Origin of the sequence: Gordonia prachuapensis (genome assembly GCF_036350515.1) — a bacterium.
Lineage (GTDB): Bacteria > Actinomycetota > Actinomycetes > Mycobacteriales > Mycobacteriaceae > Gordonia > Gordonia prachuapensis.
Map to the genome: position 1 here is coordinate 1 of NZ_JAZDUE010000030.1, position 19,067 is coordinate 19,067.

A 19,067-nucleotide genomic window follows, 5' to 3' on the forward strand; every position below is an offset into this window, starting at 1 on the left:
CGTCCACGAGATGCCATAACAATAATCCCTTGCGTGAGAGTATGTTTCATCAATTCTCTCACGTTCCTGATCAGGCAAAAGTCGACACGCCCAATTAATTGGCGCACTAATCTGACAGGACACTAGCCGAGTGTCACGAAGGGCCGCCGACCGCGATCTGTCAGCCCGGCAACAACCCCGACCTCCGCGCGATGACGACTGCCTCGAGCCGCGTGGTGGCACCGAGTTTGGCCATCGCGTCTTTCATGTAGCCCTTGGCCGTCTGCACGCCGATGCCGAGATCCTCGGCGATGCGTGCGTTGCTGTGACCGATCGCGGCCAGCGACAGCACGTCCTGCTCGCGAGGCGTCAGGGTGACCGCCGTCTGGTCGCCGGGCATGTCGTCGTCGAGCAGTCCACCGATGATCTGCTCGAGCTGTGCGGCCACGGACCGGTCGTCGAGGGAACGTTCGAGTCGTCGGAGCCGACCGTAGACGTCGGTGACCCGGTCTCGGAGCGCATCGTCGGCGACCAGGCCCATGCCCGCGGTGAATCGCTCCGCGACGATCCGCTGCTCCAGCGCCCGCCCTTCGTCGGCGAGCACGTCGAAGGTGCGTCCGCCCAGGGGGCTGTCGGTGTGGACCGCGCCGTAGAGCACGGCGACCGGACGACGGTCCACGATCACCGGCACGGCGGCCATCGCGCGCAGCCCCTCGGTGGCGATGATCGCGTTGTATCGATGGGTGATGTTGGGTGTGCGCAGGTAGTCGTCGACCGCGACCGGGCGGCGCACCTTGATGACCTTTCCACCCAACCCGTGTCCGATGTCCACGCTGACGCCGTTGAGCGCGCCTCGGGTGTTGCCGACGAAGTGTTCGAGCCGCACCGCCTGGGTCCGCGGGGTGGCCGCGGGTCCCACCATCCCGGCGAATGCCAGGGACACCCCGCTGGATCGGCGGATACGCCGCAGGGCATCGAGGACCAGGTTCGCCTCGCTCATGTCACCTCTCTCGCGGCTTCCCCCTCTTCGGGGGGTGTTCTCGACGCCGGTCGGCGCGCAGAATGTGACCCACATTACCCGTGGGCGCGCGGATCGGTCCGTGGCCACCATGAACACCTGCGACGTGAGGTTCGACGATGATCCAGACGACCCCGACCGCCCAGACCGGCGTCGATGAGACCCTGCACGAGTGGCTCGCGACCTACGGCGCTGCGGACGCCGACGCGGCGCATCTGCTCGTCGATCGGCACGACCCGGCCGCGGTCGCGTTCACCACCATCGATGTCGACGGCGACGACCTCGTAACCGTCGATCTGACCTACGGCGAGCTCGCGGAGGCGTCGAAGAGGTTCGCCGGCGCACTGGCGGCGATGGGGGTCGGGCGTGGCGACACGGTCGGCGTGCTGATGGGCAAGCGGTCCGAACTGGTGGTGTCGCTGCTGGCGATTGCCCGCCTCGGCGCCGTGTACATCCCGCTGTTCACCGCTTTCGCGACACCAGCAATCGAGATGCGGCTCACCGCCGGCAACGCCCGGGTGGTGATCACCGAACCGAGCCAGGCCGACAAACTCGCCGGGATCGACGGCATCACGACCGTGGTGGCCGGCGAACAGTTCGATCGGCTCGTCGCCGATTCCGAACCGGTCGTCGACTCGGTGGCCATCGGCGGTGACGGAACCTTGATCCTGCTGTTCACCAGCGGCACCACCGGAGCACCCAAGGGGGTGCCCGTGCCGGTGCGCGCCCTGGCGTCGTTCACCTGCTACATGCACTACGGCCTCGACGTCGCCTCCGACGACGTCTTCTGGAACGCGGCCGACCCCGGCTGGGCGTACGGCCTCTACTACGGCATCCTCGGCCCGATGGCACTGGGTCGCCGAAACCTGTTGCTGCACGCCGGTTTCTCGCCCGACCTCACCGCCCGGATCATGCGCGAGCTGGGTGTCACGAATTTCGCGGCCGCGCCGACGGTGTACCGCTCGCTGTCCAAGGAGCCGTCGTTCACCGGTTTCGCGCTGCGCCGCGCGTCGTCGGCGGGAGAGCCGCTCACCCCGGACGTGATCGACTGGGCACGCGAGGCGATCCAGACCGAGGTCCGCGATCACTACGGACAGACCGAACACGGCATGTTCATCAACAACCATTGGCACCCCGACGTCGCGGAGCCGTTGGTCCCCGGCTCGATGGGTACCCCGATGCCCGGATTCGCCACCGGCATCGTCGACGGCCAGATCGCCATCGACGTCACCGCCAGCCCGATGATGTGGTTCACCGGCTACCTCGATGCACCGGACAAGACCGCGGCGCGGTTCACCGACGACGGCGCCTGGTACCTGACCGGCGACACCGGCCGCAAGGACGACGATGGTCGCTACTTCTTCACCGCCCGCGACGACGACGTGATCATCATGGCCGGCTACCGCATCGGCCCGTTCGACGTGGAGAGCGTGCTGATCACACATCCGTCCGTGATGGATGTCGCGGTGGTCGGCCGGCCCGATGAGCTGCGCGGCGAGGTGCTCGAGGCGTTCGTGGTGCTCGCCGAGGGTGTCGACGGCTCCGACGAGCTCGAGCAGGAGCTGCAGCAGCTGGTGAAGACCGGTTTCGCCGCCCATGCCTACCCGCGCACCGTCCACTTCGTCGACTCGCTGCCGAAGACCCCGAGCGGCAAGATCCAGCGGTTCATCCTGCGCAAGCAGGGCTGACCTCCCTCCCGTCGACTGGGCGCCACTTCCCGTCGACTGGGTGCCACTTTCCGTCGACTGGGCGCCACTTCCCGTCGACTGGGTGTCATTTCCCGTCGACTGGGCTCATCGAGGGCGGGAAACGAGGACCGAAACTGTCCGCAATCCCACATAACGTTGTCCTCACCAGCAAGGACAACGAGAGGGAAAGACCATGGCCGGCACATACACCCCCGTCACGCTCCCGTTCACCGTCGATGGTGAGAAGGAAGATCTGCTCACCCTGCTCGCCGATCAGCGGGGCCTGTTCCGGGTGACGCTCCGCGACGTCACCGAAGAGCAGGCACGGCAGCGGACCACGGTGAGTGAGCTGACCTTGGGTGGGCTCGTGAAGCACCTCGCCCAGGGTGAGCAGGGCACTCTGCAGGAACTCGTCGAGCGCGATGACACCGCCGAGTTCGACATGACAGCGGCAGCAGACGCCTACGACCTGACCGACGGCGAGACATTCGCCTACTGGGTGGAAGAGTACGACCGCGCGGCCGCCGCCCTCGACGACTACGTCGCGAAGGTCGACAGCCTCGACGAACTGATCCCCCAGATGACCGCACCCTGGCAGCCGGAGCGGGAGTGGTGGACCATCCGAAAGATGTTGCTGCACAAGCTCCGCGAGACAGCGCATCATTCCGGTCACGCCGACATCATCCGCGAGGCACTCGACGGTCAGAGCACCATGGCAGCCATCTACGAGGGCCCGGACCCCTCCGAGTGGGGCATCGAGTAGATCCGGTCAGACCGCGGACACGGTGTGCCTGCTGGGCGTATCGCCGGTCGTGGCATCGAGCAGCGTCACCTCGATCGGGACGCCGGTCATGTTGGCCATCCCCGCGAGTCGCTCCAGGTCCGCCGGATCGGACGAGATCAACGCGTTGACATTTGCTCCGCCGCAGCCGATCTCGGTGGCGGCGGCGGAGTTGGCGCGAGTCCATCCGCCGGAACCGTTGTGGCCCCATCCGTGCGGGACGGCGACCACACCGGGCTTGATGTCGTCGGTGAGAGTGACCGGGAGTTCGATCTGCCCGTGCGCAGAGCGAACGACAACGAGATCCCCCTCGGCGATTCCGCGCTCGGCGGCATCGTCCGGATGCATGCGCGCCGCATGTTTGCGACCACCCCGCAGCAGCATCGGCGCATTGTGTTGCCAGCTGTTCTCCGAGCGGATCTCACGCATCCCGATCAGCCGCAGCGGAAGTCGCGGATCGGTGTCGGCCACGAGTCGGTCGAACTCGGCGAGCAGCTCCGGTTCGTCGAGGTGGATCTTGCGGTCACGGTGGACGATTGTGTCGCGCAACTGTCCCGGTTCGAGGTTGTCGGCGACGACGGTGCCGTGCGGGTTGTCACGCACCAGGCGCCGATAGGTGAGTCCACCTCGCCGCAGACCGAAGCGGTTGCCGCCCAGTCCCATCCGGATCACCAGATCGGACAGCCGTTCCGGGTTCCAGGTCCGACCGATCCGCGACGACACCGTGTTCATGACATGCAGCGCGCCCATCATCGGCACGCTCTTCGACAGTGCGGCGACGAGTTCGTTGATGACCGTCCACTCCTCGCGGGCTTCGCCGCGCGGCGAGATCACCGGGTCGGTGGCCTGTTTGAACGGGGTGGTGAACAACGCCTGGAACGGGAGCAGGAAATCGCCGCGTTCGTACATGGTCGTCGCGGGCAGGATGTAGTCGGCGTGGGCGTTGGTCTCGTTGCGGTAGATGTCCAGCGAGACCATCAGGTCCAGCTCGTCGAGCGCCTTGCTCAGTTCCTCGCCGTTGGGCACCGACAGCACCGGGTTTCCGGCGCTGACGAAGAGCGCGCGCAGTTGTCCGCGACCGGGCGTGGTGATCTCCTTGGCCATCACGGATGCGGGAGCGGTCCCGAGGACCTGCGGCAGGTTCCCGATCCGACTCCGCCGACCCGACCACGTGAACGTCTGGACACGTTGCAGTGCAGTCACTCCCAGACGCTGTCCGGGGATTCCCAGATCCCCGAACATGGCCCCGCCGACGACGTCGAGATTGCCGGCCACCAGATTGACGGTGTCCAGCAGCGCCGTCGTGAGCGTCCCGGTCCGGCCCAGCGAGGTGCCGATCCGCCCGTAGACCGCGGCGCGTTCGGTGGTCACGAGCGCATGTGCGAGTTCACGGACGACGTCGGCAGCGACATCGGTGCGACTCGCCGTCGACTCGGGAGAGTATTCCGCGACGATCCGTTTGAGTGTGTCGACTCCGGTGGCCTGCCGACGCAGTGCCGCTTCGTCGACGAGGTCGTCGTCGAACATCACGTGCAGCAACGACAGCAGGAGTAGCGCGTCGGTGTCGGGGACGATGGGCAGCCACTCGTGCTCTCGGGCCGTCTCCGTGTGCCGGGGATCCACCACGATCACCCGACCGCCGCGCGCGGTGATCGCGTTGAGACCCTCCCGGATACGTGGCGAACTCATCACGCTGCCGTGTGACACCACCGGATTGGCGCCCATGATGACCAGCAGGTCGACGCGGTTGATGTCCGGGATGGGGGCGGCGACCGGGTTGCCGTAGAGGAAGTGGCTGGCGACGAATCGCTGGTTCACGTCCTGTGATCCGGCGGAATAGACGTGGGGAGTGCCCAGCAGGTTCGTGAATGTCGCGGTCCACAGGGTGTGGCCGGTGGAAAAGGTGGCCGGGTTGCCGAAATACCAGCCGATGCCCGAGCTGCCGTGCCGTTTGTGGACGTCCCGGAGACGCTCCCCGATGTCGGCCATGGCCGTTTCCCAGGACACCTCCTCGAAGTCGCCGTCGGGTGTGCGGCGAAGCGGATGCAACACGCGGTCGGGATCGTTGACGATCTCGGTGAACGCGATGCCCTTCGGGCAGGCGAAACCCTTCGACAACGGGTGCTCTTTGTCCGGCCGCAGCGACACGAGTTCGTCGTCCTCGACGGTCGCGATCATTCCGCAGAGCGGCTCGCAGATCCGGCAGTAGGTGACCTTGTCCTCGCGCATGGGGACTCCCCTGGGCTGGTGGCGTTCAGATCTGACAACAAGTGTTGCACGATGCGGTCGGCTTCATGGCCGAATGCGCTCTTCGGGAGCGGCGATCGAGTTGCCGAAGCTGATCTGTGCCTGACGTCGGGCGTCGTCGAGGGTCATCGCCCCGCGTTCGACGAGACCCGCCACCCCGATGACGAGCATGGTGACCTGCCCGGCCGCGAACAGTGGGTCGAGGCGGACGTCGATCTCGCCGCGTTCCTGACCACGCCGTATCGCCCTGACCACCGGCGCGGTCGCCCGCGCCTCCAGGTCGAAGAGGGTCGGATCGGTGCGGTGATAGTTGAGGATGAAGCGATACCGCTCGCCGATCGTGATCGCGTCGTCGAGGTAGGTGCGCAGCGCTGGCATCACCGGCCCGGTGGCCGGCAGGCGATCGGCAACCGCGGCGGAATCCGCGAGCGCCTTCGCGTGCAGCGCGGTGAGCAACTGGTCGCGATTGGTGAAGTGGCGATACAGGGTCGCCCGGTTGACCCCGGCGGCGTCGGCGATCTGCTGCATCGATGAGTTCGGCGACAACGCGAGCAGCGAGATCGCGCCCGCGACGATGGCTGCGCGATTGCGTTCGACGTCTGCTCGGGGTTGCGTGGCGAGCGTCACAGTAATAGCGTACATGCAACACCGGTGTCGCATTTCGGCGACGGCGGTGGCAGTCCAGGTGCTGTCGTGCAGTGGTCGGGGCCGCACGACAGGACTCATCGCGTCGCGCACGCGACGACCGCAGGCACCGGTGCCCGCGAGGTCGTCAGGTCGGGTGGGGCGACGCTCCGACGGCCGCCGCCGAATCGTCGGGTCCGCGTTGCGGCAGTGGACATTTCACACTTGCACAATCTGCGATATTTGTTCCTTGAACGGATTACCGTGGACGTCGGGGCGAACGCTCTCGACGAGGAGGTACCCGATGGGTGAGAACAAGGCTGATTTCGACACGCTCTACGACGTGATCATCCTCGGGGCCGGGCTCTCGGGCATCGACGCTGCTTACCGGCTCGCCCAGGAGAACCCGTCGCTGCGGTACCTGATCCTGGAACGCCGCGAGCGCGTCGGCGGCACGTGGGACCTGTTCCGCTATCCCGGCATCCGATCCGACAGTGACATCTACACCCTCAGTTTCCCGTTCGAACCGTGGCACCGGCCCGAAGCGCTGGCCCAGGGCCCCGACATCCGCAACTATGTCGCCGAGACCGCAGAGAAGCATGGGATCGCCGACCACATCCGCTTCGGTCATCACGTCACGACGTGCGATTGGGACTCCGGTACCGACGTCTGGACGATCAGCGCCACCGTCGACGACGAACCACGCACCTACCGAACCCGCTTCGTGTATTTCGCGACCGGCTATTACGACTACGACAACCCCTACACCCCGCACTTCGCCGGCATCGACGACTTCACCGGAACCGTCGTGCACCCCCAGCACTGGCCAGAGGACCTCGACTACAGCGGCAAGCGGATGGTCGTCATCGGTAGCGGGGCCACAGCGGTCAGCCTCATCCCGTCGTTGGCGAAGCGGGCCGCCCACGTCACCATGCTGCAACGCTCGCCGTCGTACATCGTGTCGATGACGCAGACCCAGCGGTTCGCTCCGCTGGTCCGAAAGGCGCTCCCCGCCAAGGCCGCTCATCAGGTGATCCGCGCCCGTTACGCGGCGCAGACCGCGGCGATGGTGCACGGTCTGCATCGGTTCCCGAAGGTCGGCCGCAAGTTGCTGACGAGTGGGGTCCGCAAGGAGCTGCCCGAGGACTATCCGGTGGACGTGCACTTCAACCCGACCTACAACCCGTGGGATCAGCGGATGTGTATGGTGCCCGACGCCGATCTGTTCGAGGCGATCACCGACGGCTCGGTGGAGATGGTCACCGAGCACATCGACCGAATCGACTCCACCGGTATCTCACTGAAGTCGGGCCGACACCTCGACGCCGACATCATCGTCACCGCAACCGGACTGAATCTGCTGGGATTCGGCGGGATACGCATCCGGGTCGACGATGCGGAGGTGAAGCCACACGATCGGTTCGTGTTCAAGTCCCACCTGCTCGAGGACGTCCCGAATCTCGCGTGGTCGGTGGGCTACACCAACGCGTCGTGGACGTTGCGCGCGGACATGACCGCTCGCGCTGTTGCGAAACTGTTGCGATACATGCGTTCTCACGGCTACACGCACGCGTACCCGCACCTCGGCGAGGTGTCGATGCCGTCACAACCGTTGTGGGACTTGAAGGCCGGGTATGTGGAGCGCGCTCCGGAAGCACTACCGAAGTCCGGTACACACGGGTACTGGAAGGTACGGCACAACTACTACCGGGACGCGATCGACCACCACACCGACGACATCGAGAAGTCGATGGTGTTCGGCCGGGCGCCCGTGCGGGCCTGATCACCCATCGACCCGGAGGACCCTGCTGTGCCATCCGGTCGCGCCGTCGGGGATCGGTGCGACGCGCTGCTCGGGTTGCACCCGGCCGGCACCGTCGGTGGCGCGGCAGTACAGGGTGTGTTGACCGGGCGTGGCATCCCAGTCGAAGCTCCACAACCGCCACGTGTCGATCGAATACTGATCCGCAAGTCGAGCGGGTTGCCACGGCCCGTCGTCCACCCTCACCTCGACGGCGCTGATACCCCGGTGCTGGGCCCACGCGGTACCGGCGACCACCACCTTTCCTGCCGGTTGCACCGACAGCGGCGCGGGACGGTCGATACGTGAAGCCGTCTTGATGGGGGCACGCACCCCCCAACCACGTTCGGTCCAGTACGCCTGGGCGCGGTCAAAGCGGGTGATCTCCCAGTCCACCACCCACTTGCACGCGGACACGTATCCGTACAGACCGGGGATGACCTGGCGCACCGGATAGCCGTGTTCGAGCGGCAACGCTTCGCCGTTCATCCCGAAAGCGAGGATCGCGTCCCGGCCGTCGGTGACGGCGCTCAACGGTGTGCCGGACGTCCACCCGTCGACGCTCGTCGACAGCAGCATGTCGGCATCGTCGCGGACACCGACCCGGTCGAGGATCGCCCGCATGGGGACACCGATCCAGCGGGCGTTGCCGGCGAGGTCGCCGCCCACCTCGTTGGAGACGCAGGTCAACGTGATGACCTGTTCGATGGAATCCATCGCGATCAGGTCGTCCCACCGCAGGGTCAGTTCCTCGTCGACCATGCCGTGGATACGCAGCTGCCAGTCCTGGGTGCTCAGCCGCGGTACCTGGAGCGCGGTGTCGATGCGGTAGAAGTCGGCGTTGTCGGTTAGGAACGGTGTCGAGCCGTCGACCCGTAGATCCGCACCGGGGGGAATCGGATCGGCCGCCGTGGTGGGCTCGGGCAGGGTCAGTCCTCTGCGTTCGGCGAGCACGTCGCCGGCGCGGGAGATCTGCCGGGCGACCAGCGCCGTGCCCGCCGACGCCGCCGCGACCAGGCCGGACGCGACGAGGAACTGACGCCTGCTCCACTGTCCGTCGGATGCCGTGGTGCGCGCGCCTCGGCACATCACGACGAGCACGGCGGCGGCGACCAGCCCGGCGACGAGTGGCGGCAGCAGGTAGGAGGGCTGCATCGTCGGGCGGGTCACAGCGGCGATCACACCGACGCCGGCGAACAGCACCACCACGGCCACACCCCACGGTGGTCGACGTGTCTGCAGCACTCCGGCGATCACGGCCAGCACCAGCAGGGACGCACCCACCCCGACCATCAACGCCGGCTTGTCCGCCGTACCGAAGGTGTCGATCGCCCACTCACGCGCGAACGCGGGCGCGAAGTCTACGAGAAATGCCGCTACCGCCTGGTAGGGCGACGCATACGGTGAGATGGGCAGCGCCACAAGTTCTCCCACCGACACTCCCGCTGCCACGGCGAGAATGCCGGACACCGCCGCGCGCACATTGTTTCCGCCCCGCATGGTCTCTCCTCCCGCTGTGGTTGTCTATCCCGGCATTCGTGGGGCACCTCGTATCGGATTGGTATGCGCTCTGACCAGCCGAAATCAGCGGATCGGAAAAATGCCCGATTTCGACCCATCCGGCGGCAGGGGTGCACCGAATGACTCCATGACCCGTCACGCGGCGGGGGACCAACCACAGATTGGATCGATCATGGCTCACAAGCGATTTCATCGCGCTCTCACGGCGGCATCGGGCGTCGTCCTGACCGTCGGACTGGTGGCCGGCTGCGGTTCGGACGACGACTCCGCGGATGAGACCACGGCGGCAACCAGCGCACCGATGACCAGCATGGCCACCGAGAGTGAATCGGCCACAGCGGCGTCCGGCCTCGTCGGACCGGGCTGCGCCGCCTACGCTGAGGCGAATCCGACCGGCCCCGGTTCGGTCGAGGGAATGTCCACCGCGCCCGTCGCGACCGCCGCGGCATCGAACCCGATGCTGACGACGCTGACGCAGGCGGTGTCCGGAGAGCTGAATCCGGAGGTGAACCTGGTCGATACGCTGAACAACGGCGAGTACACCGTGTTCGCGCCGACCGATGACGCATTCGCCAAGCTGCCGCCGGAGACGGTCGAGACCCTGCAGACCGACGCCGCAATGCTGACCGATATCCTGACCTACCACGTGGTTTCGGGCCAGGCTGCACCTGATGCGGTCGTCGGCGAGCACGAGACCCTGCTCGAGGGCCAGTCCGTCGAGGTCACCGGTGAGGGCGACGAGCTGATGGTCAACGATGCCGGTGTCGTGTGCGGTGGTGTCCAAACCGCCAACGCCACTGTCTATCTCATCGACACGGTGCTGACGCCGCCGGCAGAGTGATCCTCCTGCCGCCGGTCGAGTAGCGACTCAACACCGATGGTCGAGTAGCGACAAACCAAGTCGCCCACCACCGATGGTCGAGTAGCGACGAACGAAGTCGTTCCCCGCCCGCTGGTCGAGTAGCGACGAACGAAGTGAGGAGCGTATCGAGACCCCAAGGCCTCGATACGCTCCTCATCGTGTCGATTCGAGGTACTACATCACCTCACCGGACCAGCTCCCGCAGTGACAAGCCCGCCGGGACATCGCCGTGCCGAAAGTAGTGCACGAAAACCTCGCCGGCGTCGTCTGCGGTGAACACCTCGTCGGGTGTCACACGGTAGGTGTGGTCACCGACCTTGATCTCCACCGTCGACCCGGACTCAGAACCCTCCCCGCGGCCGACAATGTACTGGCGGTACGACCCGTCGGATTCTGTTCGCCGCAGCTCCAATGTCATCGCCTCGGCGCTCCCTCCCGCTTGCAGGAATGCCGACAGTGATTCGTCGCGTTCCTGTTCGCTCAGGTCGTCGAACCACTCCGGTCGGACGAGGCGCGACAGGATCAGGTGATTCTCCTCGAGACCATCGAGAATGGTCAGCGGATGAGTGAGGAATCGCTCCGGGGTCTCTGGACCCAGGGTCGCAGTCGTTCCGTCGGCGAACTCATAGATGTGCGTCGGTTTCACGATTTCATCCCTTCCCGGTCACGGGAGATCTATGACGTTGGTGATCTTAACCGTGGTCCCGTCCGGCAGCTTCACCGTTGCTGGTGTTCCGGACCTGACACGTTCATCGAAGTCTCGCTGCCCCGGCGTCTTACGCGCTCCGCCACTCTTCACCTCGATCCCGGAGTACGTTCCGTCTCCGTTCGGTATCAACCCGTCGTAGTACCGCGACTGCTTGCCACCCTCGATGGTGGCCTGTCGCTGGTCACGAATGATCCCGGCGCCGAAGCGTTTCTCGGCATTGTCAAGGATTCGCTTCTCCTCGTCCTTGCCGCTTCGTCCGTCGTTCCCGTTGGCGTAGCGCCCTTTCGAGTCGCGGCCATCACCTCGGTCGCGGCGATCATCGACTTTCGGCTGCTCGGGCTCGGACGGCTTCGGTGCCGGCGTCTGCTTGGGAGCCGGCGGCCGTACGCCAGGAAGACCGCCACCACCGATCAATCCTGGTACCGGATACACCGGACAGACGACGTCGCAGTTCTCGTTGTCGACGATCCCGTCACCGTCGTTGTCCTCGCCGTCGACGCCCGCTCCTCCGGGGCCGTTCAGCGCCACGGCAGGCGGGTTGTTCCGGTCCCGGGATCGCTTCTTGTCCTTGTCCCGACCAGGCCGTCCTGGCGAATCCTGTTCGTCTGACTCTGAATCCGGCCGCGCCGACGTGCTCGGCGAGTACCTGTTCGGGCCCCGATTCTCCGATGGACCGGACCGGCGTTCGGCGGCTTTGTCCCTGTCCCTCTTCGACTTCCGATCCCGCTGCGACGAGCCGCGCATCTGGGTCTGTGGCGCCTTGGTTTGGGGCGAGAACTTGTTGGGCCCGCGGTCGGGCTTCGGAATGGGTTTGCGCTGTCTCTCGGGCTTCTTCGCCTCCGGAGACGAGGGCCGCTGCTGGCCTCCCCCACTGCTTGGCCCCGACGGGCCCGGTGACGACGGTGAACTGTTGCTGCCGCGTGACGGTCCCGGGTCTGTCCGGGGTTTCATCTGTTTCGCTTCGCCGCCCCGAGGTGGAGCCGACGACTGCGGGCCGCTCCGGCTGTTGGTCGACGCCGCGTCGGCGTGCGTCAGCGGGAGGGCGACGATCAGAAACAGCGTCACGACGGTGACGCACGCGCGTATCAGATAGCTGGTTCTTGTGGTTGTTCGCATGATGTTCCGACCCGTTCTGTGTGGTGGTGAGAACCGAGCCGAACGTAGGTCTGCGGCGCGCATCGACAGAACACCGAGCACCCGAAAGTCCCTCTGTCGAACGACAAATGAGCGTCCGTGCGACCGACACCGGGAACAAACCACCCCTTTGGGAGCGTCGCGGGCGCCGGCGGGATTCTCTTTTCGGCCGTGAAGCCGGCCGCACAGGGCGAAGATGGAAAGCACGAACCCGCGAGAGACACGGAGATCCGCGATGGTCGACTGGGACGGCGCACGCTACGCCGACGTGAGCGCGCTACAGCGCATGGTCGCCGAGACCTCGATCGGCGACATCGAACTGACCGGCGACGAGCGGCTCCTCGACGTCGGGTGCGGCGACGGCTTCATCACGATGCTGCTCGCCGAACGATTGCCGAATGGCAGCGTCGTGGGTGTCGACGCATCGCGCCGGATGATCGAGCGGGCATTGACCCTCGTCCCGCCCGACTGGCTGCGCGTCCAGTTCCACGTCGACGACGTGCTCGCCCTGCCCTTCGAGCGGGACTTCGACATCGCCGTGTCGTTCAACGCAATGCACTGGGTGCTCGATCAGACGGCGGCACTCACGCAGATCGCCCACAGCCTCGACGACGGCGGACGCGCGGTCATCCAGCAGGTGTGCGAGACGGAGCGCCCCAGCATCGAGGATGTCGCGATGGACGTCGCGTCCGCCATGCGGTGGCGGGAGTGGTTCACCGACTTCCCGGCGCCCTTCATCCACGTTTCGCCGGAGCACTTCGCGCAGAACACACGCGCCGCGGGCTTCGTCGTGGCCGACCTGGGCGTCGACGATCTGCAGTGGCAGTTCGAGTCCGTCGACGACTTCACCCAATGGTTCGAGGTCGGCGCCACCGCGTGGACGCACCGCGTCCCCGGCGACCTCGCGAGCGCCTTCGCGTCCGACGTCGTCGACCGCTACCAGGAGGTGACCGGCGCGGAGGCCCTGTTCCGGTTCGGTCAACTACGGGCGACCCTCACGCTTCCGTCGCCCTGAATGGGTGTACAGGCGTACACTCAAAGGCATGGCGGCATCCTCCGAGGCCAGAACCGACGAGCTCGGCGCCCTCGCGCAGCTCGCCACCGCGGAACTGCGTTCAGCGGTGGCCGGGATCGGCACCATCCACCGTTCCGTCGCCGGCACCGTGTTCGGCGCCTTACGTCCCGTGTTCGGCCGGGTGGTCGAGTCACCCCGGATGGTGCACGACGCAGTCAGCGAGGGTGCCTACCAGTCGATGGATGCCCTGCTGGACGCCGCCGACACGGTCACGGACGGTTTGCCGACCACCGATCGACCGATCTCGCACACCGCCCGGGGAGCGATGCTGCTCGGCATCCTGAACGGACTGATCGGCGACGAACTCGAGGCCACCCGGTCGCCGTTGGCCGCGCCCATGTCGATTCGTGTCGGCGGGGAGCCGGTCGCGATCGAGACCTCGGCGCTGCAACAGGCCTTCCCCGACGCCGGCGGACACGTCGTCGTGTTCCTGCACGGCCTAATGGAGTCGGAGCGGGCGTGGGCGATCGGCGGGCGAGAGACGTACGGGTCCCGACTGTCCGCCGACATCGGCGCCACCGAGGTCCAGATCCGGTACAACACCGGTCGGCACATCAGCGACAACGGCCGCGACCTGTCCGCCCTGCTGTGCGATCTGGTGCTCCTGTGGCCGGTCCCGGTCACGCGGCTCACGTTGATCGGCCATTCGATGGGCGGCCTGGTCGTGCGTAGTGCCGCACACACCGCCGTCGAGCGCGGACTCTGGTGGCCGAAGCTGGTGACCGAGACAGCGTGCCTCGGCACCCCACACCTCGGTGCGCCGCTGGAACGCGGGGTGCACGTGCTCTCCTCCGCCCTGCAGAGCACGCCGGCAACCCGGCCGATCAGCAACCTGCTGCGGCGGCGTAGCGCCGGTGTCCGTGACCTGTTCCACGGCAACCTGACTCCGGCAGACTGGGCCGACCGCGACCCCGACGCGTGGCAACATCCGCCGGGCGCGGACGTGCCGCTCCTCGCGACCGCTCGGCATCTGTTCGTCACGGCGACGGTCACCAGCAACCCCGACAACCCGTTCGGCCGCCTCGTCGGCGACGGCCTCGTCCTGGCGCCGAGCGGACGTGGTGAGCCCACTCGCAGCCGCCTCGGGTTGCGATTCTCCGACGGTCTGGACATCGGCAGCGCACACCACTTCACGCTGCTCAACTCCGACGTCGTCTACCGCTGGCTACACGCCAACCTCCGGCCCCGCCGGGCACTTCCGCCCGGTTGAGGCGGCTACGGCCGCGGCAACTTTCGGTGGAGCGGGTTCGACGACACCGGGGTCGCCCGGCGGCCGCGGCCGGGCACGCTCGACACCACGGCCGGCGCCTCGGCACTGGCCTTGGTCGCGTCCTGTAGGCGCATCGCCGAGGAGTCCCCGACACCCAGGGCAGGCGAACCGATCACGCGCCGCGCATCCGCACCGCATTCCGGGCAGGTAGCCGCGTCCGGGATCGCCGCCATCGAATGGCGCTCGACGAAATCCGCACAGTCCGAACGACAGCGGAACACGTAGGTCGGCATGCCGTCACCCTAATATCTCGGCCGGCGCGACGTCGTCTGTTGGCCTGCCGACCGACAGGTTCGTCACTACACTCGATTCATGCCGGAGTTGCTATATCCCCTCGATTCATCGAAGAGCTTCACCGACCAGCAGATCGTCGGGCACAACCGTTGGCACCCCGACATCCCGGCAGCGGTGACGGTCAAACCCGGCGACACGTTCCGTGCGCATTGTCGTGAATGGTTCGACGGCGCCATCCACAACGACGACTCGGCCGAGGACATCCTCAACGCGCCGCTCGACGGTGTGCACGTGCTGTCGGGGCCGTTCGCGATCGAGGGTGCCGAGCCCGGCGACCTGCTCATCGTCGACATCCTCGACGTCGGACCGATCCCGCAGGAGGACTCCGGCCCACTCGCCGGCCAGGGCTGGGGCTACACCGGCATCTTCGCCAAGCAGAACGGTGGTGGCTTCCTCACCGACCAGTTCCCCCACGCCTACAAGGCCATCTGGGATTTCAGCGGCCAGAGCGCGACGTCGCGGCACGTGCCGCACGTCAAGTACACCGGCATCGTCCACCCCGGCCTGATGGGTACCGCGCCGTCGGCCGAACTGCTGGGTACCTGGAACGCGCGCGAGGCCGCCCTCATCGCCACCGACCCCGACCGCGTGCCACCTCTGGCCCTGCCGCCGCAGCCCAAGGACGCGATTCTCGGCACCCTCACCGGAGCCGAATTCGACCGTGTGGCAGGCGAAGCCGCGCGTACCGCGCCGCCGCGGGAGAACGGCGGCAACCAGGACATCAAGAACCTCACCAAGGGCACCCGCGTCTTCTATCCGGTCTTCGTGCCCGGCGCCAACCTCTCGTTCGGCGATCTCCACTTCTCCCAGGGCGACGGCGAGATCACGTTCTGTGGCGCCATCGAGATGGGCGGGTTCATGGACCTGCACGTCGACCTCATCAAGGGCGGTATGCAGACCTACGGCGTCACCGAGAACGCGATCTTCATGCCCGGCAACACCGATCCGCAGTACTCGGAGTGGATCGCGTTCTCGGGTACGTCGGTCACGCTCGACGGTGAGCAGCGCTATCTCGACTCCGATCTCTCCTATCAGCGGGCCTGCCTGCACGCCATCGACTACCTGACGAAGTTCGGCTACACCCCCGAGCAGGCCTATCTCCTACTCGGGTCGGCGCCGATCGAGGGCCGGCTGTCCGGTGTGGTCGACATCCCCAACTCCTGTGCCACCGTGTACATCCCGACCGCCATCTTCGACTTCCCGGTGGCGCCGTCGAAGGACGGTCCCGTGACCATCGACCCCGGGATGGGTGCGCCCACCGCGAGTTTCTGACCTCCGGTGAACGACGACGGCGCGGCGACGCGGTTGCCCGCCTTCGCCGTCCGCGAGATCACCGCGATCGCGGCGGTGCTCGCCGTCGTGTTGCTGTCGCTGTCGGGTCGGTACGGCTACCACCGCGACGAACTGTACTTCCTTGCCGCGGGCCGTCATCCGGCGTGGGGCTATGTCGATCAGCCGCCGCTGACGCCGATGCTCGCGCGCGTCTCCACCGCGGTGTTCGGCGACAGCGTCGTCGGCCTGCGGGTTGTTGCCCTGCTGCTGGCCATCGCGACGGTGTTCGTCGCGGCGCTCATCACGCGGGAACTCGGCGGTGGTCGTGGTCCGCAGATCCTCACTGCGGCAGCGGTGGCCACGTCGTCGATGGTCATGGTCGCCGGCCACATGCTGGGCACCCCGAGCACCGACATCCTGATCTGGGCGCTCGTCGGACTGCTGACGATCCGACTGCTCCGGACCCAGGAACCGCGCTGGTACGCGGCGATCGGGTTCGTCGTCGGGATCGGATTCCTGAACAAATTCCTGGTGGCCCTGCTCGCGGTGGCGTTGCTCGCATCGATCGCGCTGCTCGGTCCTCGTCGCATCCTCCTATCGTGGTGGTTGCCCACGGGGATCGCGATCGCCGCGCTCGTCGCGGCGCCGACCCTGGTGTGGCAGGCGGCCAATGACTGGCCGCAACTGACTGTCGCGCAGGGGATCTCCGACGACGACGGCGCCGAGAACCGGATCATGTTCATCCCTTCGCAGTTCATCCTGCTGGCGCCGCCGTATGCGGTGTTGTGGATTGCCGGTATCTGGCGGATGCTGCGCGATCCGGACGTGCGGTGGTCACGATCGATTCCGGTCGCCTACGGACTGCTGGTGGTCGTCATGCTGGTGACCGGCGGGAAGCCGTACTACGTGATCGGGTTGTTGATCGTCCTGCTGGCTGCCGGTGCGCAACCGGTGCTGGGATGGTTCGCCCGGCGTGGGCTGACCTCGATCCTGGTGGCGGTGATCGTGGTGTCGGCGGTGCTGAACGCCGTCGTCACTCTCCCAGTTCTCCCCCGCACCGAGGTCAACACGGTCAACGGGATCAACCGCGAGCAGGGTGAACAGATCGGGTGGCCGCAGATGGTGGACACGATCGCCGAGGTCTGGGAGTCAATACCCGAATCCGACCGCTCTACGGCGGTGATCTTCACGCAGAACTACGGGCAGGCCGGTGCCGTCGACCGGTACGGCCCGGAACGCGGGCTACCGCAGGCCTATTCCGGACATATGAGCTACGCCGACTGGGGGCCGCCCGGCGACGACATGACCGGCCCCGTCATCCTCGTCCGATTTCCCGACCGCGCGGCGATCGAGGACTCCTTCGTCGACTGCCGCACCGTCGCACGCGTGGACAACGGCTACGGCGTCGACAACACCGAGCAGGGCACGGTCGTCGCGCTGTGCTCGGGTCCCCGCGGCCCGTGGTCGACGGTCTGGCCGGACTTGCGGCACTACTACTGATCCGCCCCGATCGTGCGCGTGAGGTGGTACGGATGTGACTGCCGTTCACTGAAGTCAACGACAGTTCACTGCAGTTCACCACTGTTGTTGTGAAACATCCTGCGGTGCCGAAAGATTCACGCGAAACTTCTTGACATCGAACGTACGTTCGAATACCTTGGAGTCATGGGAGCTTCGGGGGAACTCAATACCATCACGAATTCTGTTCGAGACCTACGCTTCGGCGACGACATGACGGGGCGAGACGCGTTCGACGCGATGACTGCCCTGATCACGCTGCGTAACCTGATCGAGCATCACGCCGCCACTGTGGTCGGTCAGCTCGGCCGGCTCGGCGTGGCGACTGATCACGGACGGAAGTTGAGCGAGTTGCTGATCGTGATGGGACTGGCGCCGGCGGTGGCGACACGGTTCGTCCGCATCGCCGGGACCCGGACAACGCTGCCCACGCTGTACGCGCACGCCGCTGATGGGGCGATCTCGGCCGAGCACGTCGACGCCATCGGCCAAGGCATCGAGCACATCGCGAAGCGATCCGGGGAACCGATCGACGAGCAGGCGCGTCTGAACAGTGTGACCGATCTACTGTCCCAGTTCTTCTCCGGCGCCACCCCTTCCGAGATCGGCAAGCGGGCCCGCAGCCTCGGGAACAAGCAATCCACCGAGACCGGCGGGCTACCCGCAGCAGAGGACCGTGACCTCAACGCCCTTACCCATGGTGTCGACACTGATGGCAGGTTGCAGGTCCGAGCCGATCTCAACACCGAGGTCGGCGAGAAGTTCTCCGCCGCCATGGAGGAATTGGCAGCACCACGGCCCGAACCCGACGGATCGCCCGACGCCCGCTCCACTGGTCGTCGTCAAGCCGATGCATTGGAGGCGTTGCTGGACATCGCTGCGCGCAGTGGTGATGTGGCGGCTGCACCGCGCCATCAGGTACTGATCAGCGTGCCCGCCGACACTCCTGACTTGGCCGAATTGCCGTTCATGGGGTCGATCACCGGATCAATGCTGCGAACCCTCACGTGTGATGCCACGGCCACCGTCGCGATCGTCGACGGCGAGCAGGTACCGATGGAGATGAGTCGCGACAAGCGCCTGTTCCCACCGCACCTACGCAAAGCTCTCCACAAGCGCGACCAGTGCTGCATCAAATGCGGCGTCTCCGCTAGTGTCCTGCGCCGTTAATTCGTTGAATAAGTCTGCCGATGGAGCCGAGGATGTCTTCGGCGGTTTTGGTCCAGATGAATGGTTTGGGGTTGGCGTTCCATCCGGCGATCCAGTTCTTGATG

Annotated in this window: 16 protein-coding genes; 9 read left to right on the top strand and 7 right to left on the bottom strand. The window is 66.4% G+C overall.

Annotated elements, in window-relative coordinates; all coding sequences use genetic code 11:
- Positions 1–160: 160 nt before the first annotated feature.
- Complete coding sequence (locus tag V1Y59_RS23220) at positions 161–979, bottom strand: helix-turn-helix transcriptional regulator (protein ID WP_330507404.1); 819 nt, start codon at positions 977–979, stop codon at positions 161–163.
- A 137-nt stretch (positions 980–1,116) separates the two neighbouring features.
- On the opposite strand from V1Y59_RS23220, the gene V1Y59_RS23225 reads away from it, so the two are divergent.
- Positions 1,117–2,685 carry an AMP-binding protein gene (locus V1Y59_RS23225; protein WP_330507405.1) on the top strand — a complete coding sequence of 523 codons (1,569 nt, stop codon included), beginning with the start codon at positions 1,117–1,119 and terminating at the stop codon, positions 2,683–2,685.
- Positions 2,686–2,878: 193 nt separating this feature from the next.
- Complete coding sequence (locus V1Y59_RS23230) at positions 2,879–3,448, top strand: DinB family protein (RefSeq protein ID WP_330507406.1); 570 nt, start codon at positions 2,879–2,881, stop codon at positions 3,446–3,448.
- 6 nt (positions 3,449–3,454) lie between these two features.
- Here V1Y59_RS23230 and V1Y59_RS23235 read toward each other — a convergent pair whose 3' ends face one another.
- Together V1Y59_RS23235 and V1Y59_RS23240 are read right to left on the bottom strand one after the other, a co-directional pair.
- Entirely contained in the window at positions 3,455–5,695 is a 2,241-nt protein-coding gene (locus V1Y59_RS23235; protein WP_330507407.1) for a molybdopterin-containing oxidoreductase family protein, read from the bottom strand.
- A 63-nt stretch (positions 5,696–5,758) separates the two neighbouring features.
- Entirely contained in the window at positions 5,759–6,340 is a 582-nt protein-coding gene (locus tag V1Y59_RS23240) for a TetR/AcrR family transcriptional regulator (RefSeq protein WP_330507408.1), read from the bottom strand.
- 301 nt (positions 6,341–6,641) lie between these two features.
- Here V1Y59_RS23240 and V1Y59_RS23245 point away from each other — a divergent pair, with 301 nt between their 5' ends.
- Positions 6,642–8,120 carry a flavin-containing monooxygenase gene (locus V1Y59_RS23245; protein ID WP_330507409.1) on the top strand — a complete coding sequence of 493 codons (1,479 nt, stop codon included), beginning with the start codon at positions 6,642–6,644 and terminating at the stop codon, positions 8,118–8,120.
- On the opposite strand, the gene V1Y59_RS23250 is transcribed toward V1Y59_RS23245, so the two are convergent.
- Entirely contained in the window at positions 8,121–9,638 is a 1,518-nt protein-coding gene (locus V1Y59_RS23250) for a molybdopterin-dependent oxidoreductase (protein ID WP_330507410.1), read from the bottom strand.
- Between the two features lie 193 nt (positions 9,639–9,831).
- On the opposite strand from V1Y59_RS23250, the gene V1Y59_RS23255 reads away from it, so the two are divergent.
- On the top strand, positions 9,832–10,500 hold the full coding sequence (locus V1Y59_RS23255) for a fasciclin domain-containing protein (RefSeq protein WP_330433418.1): 669 nt from the start codon (positions 9,832–9,834) through the stop codon (positions 10,498–10,500).
- Between the two features lie 205 nt (positions 10,501–10,705).
- Here the strand turns inward: V1Y59_RS23255 and V1Y59_RS23260 are convergent, their stop codons facing one another.
- Both V1Y59_RS23260 and V1Y59_RS23265 read right to left on the bottom strand, forming a co-directional pair.
- Positions 10,706–11,167, bottom strand: coding sequence for a hypothetical protein (locus V1Y59_RS23260; RefSeq protein ID WP_330507411.1), 462 nt, complete (start codon positions 11,165–11,167; stop codon positions 10,706–10,708).
- Positions 11,168–11,185: 18 nt separating this feature from the next.
- Positions 11,186–11,758 carry a hypothetical protein gene (locus V1Y59_RS23265; protein WP_330433420.1) on the bottom strand — a complete coding sequence of 191 codons (573 nt, stop codon included), beginning with the start codon at positions 11,756–11,758 and terminating at the stop codon, positions 11,186–11,188.
- 841 nt (positions 11,759–12,599) lie between these two features.
- Between V1Y59_RS23265 and V1Y59_RS23270 the strand changes: the two genes are divergently transcribed.
- Together V1Y59_RS23270 and V1Y59_RS23275 are read left to right on the top strand one after the other, a co-directional pair.
- Positions 12,600–13,379, top strand: coding sequence for a class I SAM-dependent methyltransferase (locus V1Y59_RS23270; protein ID WP_330507413.1), 780 nt, complete (start codon positions 12,600–12,602; stop codon positions 13,377–13,379).
- 28 nt (positions 13,380–13,407) lie between these two features.
- Complete coding sequence (locus V1Y59_RS23275; RefSeq protein WP_330507414.1) at positions 13,408–14,649, top strand: esterase/lipase family protein; 1,242 nt, start codon at positions 13,408–13,410, stop codon at positions 14,647–14,649.
- Between the two features lie 5 nt (positions 14,650–14,654).
- On the opposite strand, the gene V1Y59_RS23280 is transcribed toward V1Y59_RS23275, so the two are convergent.
- Positions 14,655–14,942 carry an FmdB family zinc ribbon protein gene (locus V1Y59_RS23280; protein ID WP_330507416.1) on the bottom strand — a complete coding sequence of 96 codons (288 nt, stop codon included), beginning with the start codon at positions 14,940–14,942 and terminating at the stop codon, positions 14,655–14,657.
- 79 nt (positions 14,943–15,021) lie between these two features.
- Between V1Y59_RS23280 and fmdA the strand changes: the two genes are divergently transcribed.
- The 3 genes from fmdA to V1Y59_RS23295 all read left to right on the top strand — a co-directional run bounded on the left by fmdA (position 15,022) and on the right by V1Y59_RS23295 (position 18,963).
- Positions 15,022–16,275 (top strand): formamidase, encoded by a 1,254-nt coding sequence (fmdA, locus tag V1Y59_RS23285; protein ID WP_330507417.1) that lies wholly within the window; start codon positions 15,022–15,024, stop codon positions 16,273–16,275.
- A gap of 6 nt (positions 16,276–16,281) precedes the next feature.
- Entirely contained in the window at positions 16,282–17,775 is a 1,494-nt protein-coding gene (locus tag V1Y59_RS23290; RefSeq protein ID WP_330507418.1) for an ArnT family glycosyltransferase, read from the top strand.
- A gap of 231 nt (positions 17,776–18,006) precedes the next feature.
- On the top strand, positions 18,007–18,963 hold the full coding sequence (locus V1Y59_RS23295) for a DUF222 domain-containing protein (RefSeq protein WP_330507419.1): 957 nt from the start codon (positions 18,007–18,009) through the stop codon (positions 18,961–18,963).
- Positions 18,964–19,067: the final 104 nt, after the last annotated feature.